General features: G+C 70.6%; 8 protein-coding genes. 7 read left to right on the top strand and 1 reads right to left on the bottom strand.

From position 1 onward, the window contains the following. From AB0B48_RS29050 to AB0B48_RS29040, 3 genes are all read left to right on the top strand, one after another. Nucleotides 1-2,790, top strand: a 2,790-nt coding sequence (locus AB0B48_RS29050) for a BTAD domain-containing putative transcriptional regulator (RefSeq protein ID WP_357207032.1), incomplete at its 5' end; no start/stop codon positions are given. Nucleotides 2,791-2,882: 92 nt separating this feature from the next. Next, nucleotides 2,883-3,398 carry a helix-turn-helix transcriptional regulator gene (locus AB0B48_RS29045; RefSeq protein WP_357207030.1) on the top strand — a complete coding sequence of 172 codons (516 nt, stop codon included), beginning with the start codon at nucleotides 2,883-2,885 and terminating at the stop codon, nucleotides 3,396-3,398. 35 nt (nucleotides 3,399-3,433) lie between these two features. After that, nucleotides 3,434-4,519 carry a branched-chain amino acid aminotransferase gene (locus AB0B48_RS29040; protein ID WP_355006426.1) on the top strand — a complete coding sequence of 362 codons (1,086 nt, stop codon included), beginning with the start codon at nucleotides 3,434-3,436 and terminating at the stop codon, nucleotides 4,517-4,519. A 33-nt stretch (nucleotides 4,520-4,552) separates the two neighbouring features. On the opposite strand, the gene AB0B48_RS29035 is transcribed toward AB0B48_RS29040, so the two are convergent. After that, nucleotides 4,553-5,782, bottom strand: a complete 1,230-nt coding sequence (locus tag AB0B48_RS29035; protein WP_357207027.1) for a helix-turn-helix domain-containing protein — start codon at nucleotides 5,780-5,782, stop codon at nucleotides 4,553-4,555. A gap of 237 nt (nucleotides 5,783-6,019) precedes the next feature. Between AB0B48_RS29035 and AB0B48_RS29030 the strand changes: the two genes are divergently transcribed. The 4 genes from AB0B48_RS29030 to AB0B48_RS29015 form a co-directional block, all read left to right on the top strand. Next, entirely contained in the window at nucleotides 6,020-6,937 is a 918-nt protein-coding gene (locus AB0B48_RS29030) for a dihydrodipicolinate synthase family protein (protein ID WP_357207026.1), read from the top strand. A 178-nt stretch (nucleotides 6,938-7,115) separates the two neighbouring features. Next, nucleotides 7,116-9,158, top strand: coding sequence for a M6 family metalloprotease domain-containing protein (locus tag AB0B48_RS29025; protein WP_357207024.1), 2,043 nt, complete (start codon nucleotides 7,116-7,118; stop codon nucleotides 9,156-9,158). Between the two features lie 84 nt (nucleotides 9,159-9,242). Then, nucleotides 9,243-9,689 (top strand): hypothetical protein, encoded by a 447-nt coding sequence (locus tag AB0B48_RS29020; protein WP_357207022.1) that lies wholly within the window; start codon nucleotides 9,243-9,245, stop codon nucleotides 9,687-9,689. After that, the coding region (locus AB0B48_RS29015; protein WP_357207020.1) for a TlpA disulfide reductase family protein at nucleotides 9,686-10,156 on the top strand (471 nt) is incomplete at its 3' end. The genes AB0B48_RS29020 and AB0B48_RS29015, both read left to right, overlap by 4 nt.

Genomic DNA, 10,156 nt, shown 5'->3' with positions numbered 1-10,156 from the left:
GACGGCTCGGACGTCGATCTTGGCCCGGTGCGCCAGCGGATCATCCTGGCCAAGCTCCTTGCCGCCGGCGGTGACGCGGTCAGCCTCGACGCCATCATCGACGGCGTATGGGACGACCAACCGCCGCCCAGTGCCGCCAACCAGGTCCACCGGCACGTCGGGCACATCCGGCGGATCTTCGAACCGGACCTGGACGTCCGCGAAACCGGTCGCTACCTCCTGCCGGCCGGTACGGGCTACCGGCTGGTCCTCGCGACCGAGGACTCCGATCTGGCCATGTATCGCGAGTTGGTTCGGCGGGCCCGCGAGGCACTCGCCGGCGGCGACGTCATGGCCGGCGTCCGGGCGTACCTGACCGCTCTGGAGCTTGGCCGCAGCCCTGCGTTCACCGACCTTCCGGCCAGTGCCTCGAGTTCGCCGGAGTTCGTCGCCATCGAACGGGAGCGCGTCGCGGTGGCGCTCGCCGCCGGTGCGGCGGCGATCGCCAACGGCATGGCAGACACCGTGTTGACCCCACTGTTGAGCGTGGCCGCCGCGGTGCCGCTGGACGAGGCGCTACAGGCGTGCCTGATGCGCGCGTACCTGGCCACCGGTCACCGTGCGGAAGGGGTGCGTGTCTTCGAGCGGACCCGTCAACATCTCGCCGAGGAGTTGGGGGTCGACCCGGGGCCGGAGCTGCGCGAGGCGTACCGGGAACTGCTCGCCAGCGGCTGGACCCTCCAGGAGGAACTACGCCCGCCCGAGGCTCTCCGGCCCGCGCAGTTGCCGCCGCAGGTCGCGGGCTTCGTCCGCCGAAACGACGTGGCCGCCGTGCTCGACGACCAACTGTCCGACGCGTTCAGCGATGCGGCCATCGTGATCACCGTGCTCGGCGGCATGGGCGGCATCGGCAAGACCGCGCTGGCAGTGCACTGGGCCCACCAGATCGCCAGCGAGTTCCCCGACGGCCAGTTGTTCCTGAACCTGAGGGGTCTCGATCCGGACGGCCGCGTCATGTCACCGGAGGAGGCACTCGCCACATTGCTCGCGTCCCTGGGCGAGCCGGCGGTCTCGTCACCGCAGGAGACCGTCGACGCGCAGACAGCCCGCTATCGCAGCCGCCTCTTCGGTCGTCGACTCCTGATCCTCCTGGACAACGCGCGCGACTCCGCTCAGGTCCGCCCGCTGCTGCCGGCCACCCGGGGTTGTCTGGTCATCGTGACGAGCCGCAACCGGATGACCAGCCTGGTAACCCGGGAGGGCGCGCGTTACCTGCACGTTGATCGGCTGACCGGGGCCGAGTCCCGCCAGCTCCTGATCAACCGCCTCGGGGCCCGTCGCGCCACAGCGAACCCGGAGGCCCTGGACAGAGTCATCGCGCTCTGCGCCGGGCTGCCGCTCGCACTGGCGATCGTCGCGGCCCGCGTGGCCCTCAACCCGGCCCTGCCATTGAGCGCGGCCGTCAGCGACGTCTCCGCGCCGTCCGCCAGGCTCGACGCACTGTCCAGTGTGGACTCCTCCGACGATGTTCGATCGGTGTTCTCGTGGTCGTATCAGGCCCTCGATCCCGCTACGGCGCAGGCGTTCCGTGCCCTCGCCGTCCACCCGGGGCCAGGGATCTCGCTGGAGGCGGCGGCCAGTGTCGCCGGAGTCGGTCGCGGACAGGCGCGCGCACTGCTCATGGAACTGGTGACCGCGAATCTGCTCGACGAGTCGCAGGCCGGGCGCTATGTGCTGCACGACCTGTTGCGGGCCTACGCGGGTGAACTCCTCGACGAGGATCAGGAACGACCCGAGTACGAGCGGTGCCTCATCACGCATTACCTGCACTCGGCCCGCGCCGCGTACGCGACACACCACCGGCAGCCGGTCGGCGACGTCAGCGAACCGCCGTCAGGGGTGACGCCTGAGTCGTTCGACAGCGTGCCACAGGCTGCCGCCTGGTACGCGCGGGAACGCGCCGCGCTGTGGGCGACCATCGATCTGGCCCTCGCGCATGGCCTGGGGCGTGACGCGGCGGCCATGGTCCTCGCCTCCTCAGCGCCGGGCAGCAACTCCATACCCCCGGGCCGGACACAGACCGTACTGGCGATCCTCGATCTGGTCAGCGTGCTCGGTGAGCCGCTGGTGGAGGCCGAACTTCTTCGTACCGTCGGTGAGGTCGTCGCCCCGCTGCCGCAGGCCGACGAACACCTGCGTCGGGCCCTGTCCATCTTCGAAGGCGCCGGAGAGCTGGCCGGACAGGCCGACGTCCTGCGAAACCTCGCCGTGCTGTCGTTGTCGCGTGGCGACCACGACGCCGCGAACGCGTACGGCGAACGCTCGGTGGGTCTTGCCCGGCAGACGGGGCACCAGGAACTGCTCGCCGTCTCGCTGTTGACACTCACGAGAGCGCTCCTGGGGTCCGACCGGTTCGAGGCCGGCACACGGCTCGCTGACGAAGGGCTGGCCATTGCCGTCGCACAGCACCTCGATCACCTGAAGATCTACTACGCGCAGCTCATCGCCGAGTCCTCCTGGAAACTCGGCCGCCTCGAACAAGCGGTGAAGGTGTCGGAGTGGGGATTGGCGGAAGGCGTCTGTGAGTCCGACGGACCCCGGTGTGCCGTCGCGGCGATCCTCGCGCGGGCCGCATTCGATCTGGGCGACCTGGTGCGCGCGGAACGGGGGTGCCAGCAGTTCGAGAACCTGATCGCCGACAACGGCTTCCGGGAACTCATCGAGGTCGCTGGCATGGAGCAGGCCGAGACATATCGGACAATGGTCGCGTATGTCCGGGCCCGCTTGAGCTTGATGAGGGGCGCGTCCTGAGCGCATAGGGCGAGCACTCAGTCTGCACTCGTCGTGCACCGCGGTGCGATCGGATGGTCGTCGAGACCCCGAACCCTCGCCCGAGGAGCACCATGCACCGCGTCGTAGCCGAGCCTGCCCGAGTCCTTCGCGACGCGGTACTGACCCCGCGGCAGGAACAGATCGCCCTACTGGTGGCGGCCGGCTCCACAAATTCCGAGGTCGCGACGAACCTGGTCATCAGCACCCACACTGTCAAACATCACCTACGCGGAGTGTTCCACCGGCTCGGCGTCGCATCCCGCCGCGAACTGCGCAGCAGGCTGGCCGGCCACGACACGACCAACCACTTCACCCAGAGCCGCTGCCTGACCAGCCAGGAGCGGAACATCGCGCGGCGGGTCTCGGACGGTGCCTCCAACCGGGAGGTGGCGGCACAGATGTTCATCAGCCCGAGCACCGTGGACTATCACCTACGCAAAATCTTCCGCAAGCTCGGCATCGCCTCGCGCCGCGAGCTGGCGAGACGACGGGACGCACGTGCCGCGCCCCGAGCGGATGGCGCACCGTCGGTATTCTGCACCCGTCATCCGACAACCTCCCCTGCGTGTTCGTGCTCGGTGACCTGAGCGCCCAGGGATGCGGCCCCTGAGAGGACCCGGCGATGAGCCTGTCGTTCCCGTTGCACCAGAATCCGAGCCCGGCGAGCGCGCAGCGGCGAGCCGAGATCATGGCCAATCCGGGGTTCGGCACGTACTTCACCGACCACATGGCACGGGCGGTGTGGAGGCCCGACGGCGGCTGGCAGGACTCCGAGATCATCCCCTTCGGTCCGATCCTCATGCACCCCGCGGCGGCCGTCCTGCACTACGCCCAGGAGATCTTCGAGGGCATGAAGGCGTACCGGCACCGAGACGGCTCGATCTGGTCGTTCCGGCCGCACGCCAACGGCGAGCGCTTCGCCCGGTCCGCCCGGCGGCTGGCACTGCCCGAGCTGCCGGTGCCTGACTTCATGGCCTCGGTCGAGGGACTGGTCCGGGCGGATCAGGTGTGGGTGCCGGACGAAGACGAATACAGCGTCTACCTGCGGCCGTTCATGTTCGGCTCCGAGCCGTTCCTGGGGGTTCGCCCGGCGAAGGAGATCACCTACATGGTGATCGCCTGCCCCGTCGGCGCGTACTTCTCCGGTGGCGTCAAGCCGGTCTCCATCTGGCTCTCCACCGAGTACACCCGGGCGGCGCGGGGCGGCACGGGCGAGGCGAAGTGCGGCGGCAACTACGCCTCCAGCCTGGCGCCGATGGTCGAGGCCGCCGAGCACGGCTGTGAGCAGGTCTGTTTCCTGGACGCCGCCGAGGGCCGCTACGTGGAGGAGCTCGGCGGCATGAACCTCTACTTCATCACTGCCGACGGACGGATAGTCACCCCGGCACTCGGCACGATCCTCGAGGGCGTCACCCGGGCGTCGATCCTCATCCTCGCCAAGGATCTGGGCCTGGAGGTCGAGGAGCGCCCGGTGGAGATCAGGGAATGGCAGGAGGGTGTGGCCTCCGGTGCGATCACCGAGGTCTTCGCGTGTGGCACCGGCGCCGTGGTCACGCCGGTCGGGCGCCTGGTCTGGGAGGGTGGCGAGGTGACGGCCCCGAAGGCTGGCGCCGAGGACTCGGTGACCATGCGGCTGCGCCGCCACCTGCTCGACATCCAGTACGGTCGGGCCGCCGACCCGTACGGGTGGATGACCCGCCTCGTCTGACGAGGAACGCCGGAGACTGTCCGGGCGGCGGCGTCACGGCGTGCGGTAGTGGCCGGTGAGCCGCCCGAGCTTCATGGCCAGGTGCAGGCACAGCCGTTCGTTGCCGTCCTTGAGGTCGGTCCCGGCGAGCTGTTCCACCCGTTGCAGCCGGTAGTAGAGGGTCGTCCGGTGCAAGCGGAGCTTCTCGGCGGTGGCGTGCGCGTTGCCCGCCAGGTCCAGGTAGGCCTCCAGGGTCTCCAGCAGCACCTGGTGGGCATCGTCGCGCAGCAACCGCTCCAGCCCGGGATGGACGCCCGCGACGGCGAGGTGCTGAGTGTCCAGTTGTGACAGCACCCGGTAGATGCCGAGCCCGGCCCAGGAGACCACCCCGCCCAGCGCGGGCAGTTGGGTGCCGACCCGGGCGGCCTGCGCGGCCTCCTGGTAGGACTCCACAGCGTCGGACAGCCCGGCACGAGGCTGGCCGATCCCGGTCACCGTCCGGTCCACCGAGGCCAGGCCCCGGGTCGCGGTGCCCAGCGCGTCGTTGAGGTGCCCGGCGGAGGCTTCCGGCGAGGGTCGGCCGGCGACCCGGTCGCCGCAGACCAGCAGCACCCCGTGGTCGTGCCAGACCAGGTGCAGCGTCTCCCGCACGCCGATCCAGCGGCGGGTGTTGACCAGAGCCTGTTCCAGGGCGATCCGGGCCACCTCGTCGGGCTGCCGCCCGGCGGCCGGCACGAGCTGGGCGACGAGCGCGACAGTCGACCCGTCGGCGACGACCACGCCCTCCTCCAGCAGCGCCCGCGCCGCGTGCTCGCGCGCCTGCCGGCTCTCCACCAGCAGGGTGCGGGTGGCCTCGGTCTCCCGCTGTGAGGCGAGCTCACCGAGCAGGTTCTCCCGGTACAGGGCCAGCGACAGGTCGGCGAAGGGGCCGGTCGCGGTGGCGATGTCGGCATCGGTCATCGAACCGTCCGCGTCGATGAACCAGACGAACCCGAGCAGCAGGTCGTCGTGCCGGATCGGCACGCACACCCTTGCCAGCAGGTCCAGTTCGGCGCACGCGGGGGTGCGGATCGGCACGTGAGCCGTGAGCACGCCCATGTCCCGGAACCAGGCGATCACCTCCGGCGTCGTCTGCCGGCGCAGGATCGACGTCCGCCGGACATCGTCCATGGGACCGTCGTGCTCGCTGTAGGCGACCACCCGCTGTCGGCGATCCTCGATGAGGGCGGGTCGCCCCACCCGGGCGGCGACGGCGTCGACGATTCGCTGGAGCTCACCGTGCATATAACTCCCCTGGTTGCGCTGCGTGACAGGGATCGCGCGACCGCCAGTCCTTACCCTCCGGTGCCGATGGGTCATCGCGCAAGGTCCACTGTCGAAGTCACGACAAAAAGACGGGCGGTGACGCGGCTGTTCCGGCATCTGTCCGAAGACCGCGGCGGCGGGACGTTCCTAGGGTTCCGGTACGGATCGCCTCGGCGCCGCCACACCTGGCGGTACCGGCGGAGAGGGGGCTTGCGAGTGGGAACTGGTAGGCCCTGGCGGGGCGTGTTGGTCTCCATCACCACGCCGTTCCGCGCCGACCTGTCGGTCGACGTCGACAAGCTCCAGGAACACGTCCGCTGGCTCGCTGCCGAGGGGTGCCACGGGGTCGCGCCGTGCGCGTCGGTGGGGGAGTACCGGGCTCTCACCGACGACGAGCGGGCCGCCGTGGTTCAGGCGACGGTGCAGGCCGCGCCGCCCGGCTGCGCGGTGGTGCCCGGCGTCGGTGGCTACGGCAGCAGACAGGCGCGCCGCTGGACGGAGCAGGCCGCCGAGGCCGGTGCCCACGGCGTGCTGGCGCGGCCACCTGAAGGGCCCGCTGCCCGCCCCGCCGACGTGGTCGCCCACTATCGGGAGGTGGCGGCGGTCGGCCTGCCGGTGGTCGCGCACAACGAGCCGTCCGACACCCGGTTGGACCTCACACCGGACCTGCTGGCGACCGTAGCCGAGATCGACGGGATCGTCGCGGTCAAGGAGGTCACCGGCGACGTACGCAGATTGCATCGCCTGCGGGACCTCTGCCCCCACGTCGACGTGCTGGTCGGCGCCGACGACGTGGTGCTCGAGTTGGTGCTGTGCGGCGCCACCGGCTGGGTCGCCACCCTGCCGAACGCGCTGCCCCGCCAGGCCGTGCGCCTGTACGAGCTGTGCGTCGCCCGCGACCTGGGCCGGGCGCTGCCGCTCTACGCCGAACTGCACCCGATCCTCGGTTGGTCCTCCCGGCCCGAGTCGGTGCAGGCCGTCAAGCTTGCCATGGAGTGCGCCGGACGGTTCGGTGGGCGGTGCCGCCCGCCGCGCGGACCCCTGTCCGAGGTCGCCGCCGACCGGGTACGCCGGGACGTACGGCGGGCCCTGGCGGCGACCACCGAACCGGCCTCCGGAGCCTCCCCTGGCTGAGCCGTCGGGGGCGTCGGTCCTTCAGGTGTCGGAAGCGGCCGGCTCACCTGCCGACATCTGCACGGTGACCGGCACCGACCCGCACTCCTAGATTCGCTGCGCGGCTTGCTGACAGGCGCTTCGCGAAAGCCCCCACCGGGGCGCCGGCACCGCGTTTCCTCCGACGAGAGGTGGTTTCGTGCACCGTACCCCCAACCGAGCCCGGCTGAGGCGGGCCGTGCTGGCCGCCGCCGTGGTGACCACGCTCGTGGCTACCGGGGCGGCGCAGGCCGCCGCGGCCCCGGCCAACCCGGTCGGCGGCACCGCGCCGTTCCAGGTCCTCGATCCGCAGGCCTGGCAGAACCCGGACACGATGACCTGGAACGACTACAAGGCCGTGCCCGGCAAGAACTGGGCCGACCCGAGCGTGTCCGGCTCGGTCCGCAACTTCAAGATCGCCCTGGTGGCGCTCGACTATCCGGACGAGACGTTCGCGGTCTCCCAGCGGGCCCGATCGACGGTCTTCGGCAACCCCCAGTCCGTCGCGACAAACATCCCCCGGGCGGACGTGCCGAAGTTCTACCAGGACTTCCTGAACACCCCGAACACCCTCAACAAGGGCCACACCCTGCACGAGTACTGGATGCAGGACTCCAACGGCCGCTACGGCGTCGACCTCACCGGGTTCGGGCCGTACCAGATGCCGTCCAAGTCGTACCAGTACGGGCTGGACAACGGGTTCAACCCGGGCGCCTGCCCGAGCGGGGACGTGTGCGGCAAGAACATCCGCACCGACGGCCTGGGCGCCTGGCGGGCAGCCGTCGGCGAGGAGGTCGCCAACCAGTACGAGTTGGTGTTCATCCTCAGCGCCGGCCAGGACGAGTCGTCGACCTGGCAGGAGTTCGGGCAGATGATCTTCCAGAACAAGGAGGACGTGCCGGACGCCTGGGGCCCGCCGGACCCCAACCTGCCGAACTGGGCGAAGACCCGCTACGTGGACTGGACCTCGTGGAAGGCGGCGGCGACACTCTGGCCGAACGCCGGCGGCGGTTCCTCGACGCAGGGGGAGAGTTCCGGCATGGGCGTCTACGCCCACGAGCTGTCCCATCTGCTGGGTATCGGCGACAACTACAACAACCCGTACGGCGAGCCGCTGCGCAGGGCGTACACCGGGATCTGGAGCATGATGTCGCGCGGGTCGTTCAATGGCCCGGGCGGTCCGCACACCCGCTGGCAGATCCCACCGACCAACGGCGGCTCGATGGGTTCGCTGCACACCCTGCGGGACAAGATCAAGATCGGCCTGGTCGGTGAGGAGCACGTGCTGCGACTGTCGCGGGAGTCGTTGGCCTCGTCGGGTCTGGTGGTCGCACAGGTCACGGCCCGGGCGGTCGACGCCGGCCCGAAGGGCCTGAGCGGCGTCAACATCGCGTTGAACAAGGACCTGTCGCCGACGTGTGGTGTCAGCACCGACCCGTTGTGCGACGGTGGCAACTTCAACAACTACACGGTCGAGGTTGTCGACCGGATGGGCGCGGACTCCTTCACCCCGGACAGCGGCGTGCTGGTCAGCAAGACGAAGAACGCCGACAGCGCGCCGTTCCAGTGGGTGGTGGACGCCAACCCGCAGGACATCGACATGATCGACTTCTACCGCCCCGACGGCACCCCGCAGAAGATCACCATGGGTGACTACCGGCAGCTTTCCGACGCGCTGTTCCACGCCGGCGCGGACACCGGCAGCCAGTACGAGTACGTCGACGAGGCGAACCGACTGCACTTCTACATCATCGACCTCAAGCGGGACTCGGCCGGCTCGCTCTCCTACACCGTGGCGGTGCGTTCGCTCGACGGCACCGGCGGGCCGAGCAGTCACGGCGTGACGCTGGGCAAGGGCGAGGTGACCGGCGGCGGCAAGCCGACCAACCGCGGGGTGACCTGCTCGTTCGAGCTGACCAACACCGGCTCGTACTCGGCCGGCGGCCAGCAGCACCCGGAGAACGTCAGCGCGTACCTGAAGTCGGACGTCTACCGCCTGTCGGCGGAGGTCGCCGGCAAGGGCTGGCGGACCTGGCTGCCCAACGAGCTCGCCACCGCGCAGTTCGGTAAGGCCACCACTGTCAAGGTGTCGGTGGGTGCCACCGCCGCCGCCGCGACCACCGGATTCGTGAAGCTCACCGCGACCTCGGAGAGCGACCCGACGAAGACGGAGACCAAGCAGTGCCGGGTCGAGAAGTCCTGATCGACGCCAAGGTTGACCCCGTTTCTGCCGGGTCCGCGGCGGCCTGCCGCCGCGGACCCGGCAGGCGGACGGAAGGAGGATGACGTGCGGCGAAGCACCATGGCTCTGCTGCCCCTGCTGCTGCCCCTGCTGCTGGCCGGCGCGACCGGCTGCGGTGCCGTCGGCGCTGCCGAGGAGGCGGTCTCCCCGACGACCGTCCGGGTCCTTGTTCGCGACATCAACATCCGGGCCGCGGGCGTGGACTGCGCCGGGACCGGTCCCTACCAGCACTTCCACAACCGGGCATCGTTCCGCGTGCTCGACCCCCACGGATCGGCGCTGGCCAGCGGGCGGCTGCCGGCGGGGACCGCCGTGGCGGCCTTCGCCGAGGACCTGGGGGTCGAGCGCCTGCCCACCTACTGCGAGTTCGCCGTCGGTGTGCGCGTGCCGCAGCGGGACTCCTACCGGCTGGAGGTGGACGGCCAGCCGGCGCTCGACCTGACGCCGGACACCAGCGAGGGCCCGGCGCTGGTGGCGGTGGTCCCCTCATGAGGCGGGCACTCCTGCCGCTGTTGCTCGCGGCGGCGCTGCTGGGCGGATGCAGCACGCCCGATCCCGAGCCCGCGCCGACGCCCGCCGGCGGCGCGACGGCGCTGCCCGGGCCGGTCCCCGCCGACCTGGCGCTGCGGCCGGTGCCCGGCACCGCCCCGGCCGCCCCGGCATTCACCGGCGCGCTGACCGACGGCACACCGTTCGCCGCCGCCGAGCTGTGGGCGCAGCGTCCCGTCGTGCTCACCTTCTTCAGCTCCTGGTGCACCACCTGCGCCAGCAACCAGGCCGCCCTCAGTGACCTCGCCCGCAGCTACCGGGACCGGGTGGTCTTCGTCGGCGTGGCCGGCGCGGACCAGGCCGACGAGGTCCAGGACTACCTCCGCACTCACCGGGTGGAGTACCCGATCGTCGTGGACGACCAGCAGACGATCTGGCGTTCGTACGCGGTGCGGGAGCCCCCGGCCGTC

Source organism: Micromonospora sp. NPDC049089, assembly GCF_040648775.1.
In the GTDB taxonomy this organism is placed as follows: Bacteria; Actinomycetota; Actinomycetes; order Mycobacteriales; family Micromonosporaceae; genus Micromonospora.
The sequence above is the reverse complement of the archived record's forward strand: the minus strand, read 5'-3'. Positions and strand labels throughout refer to the sequence as shown.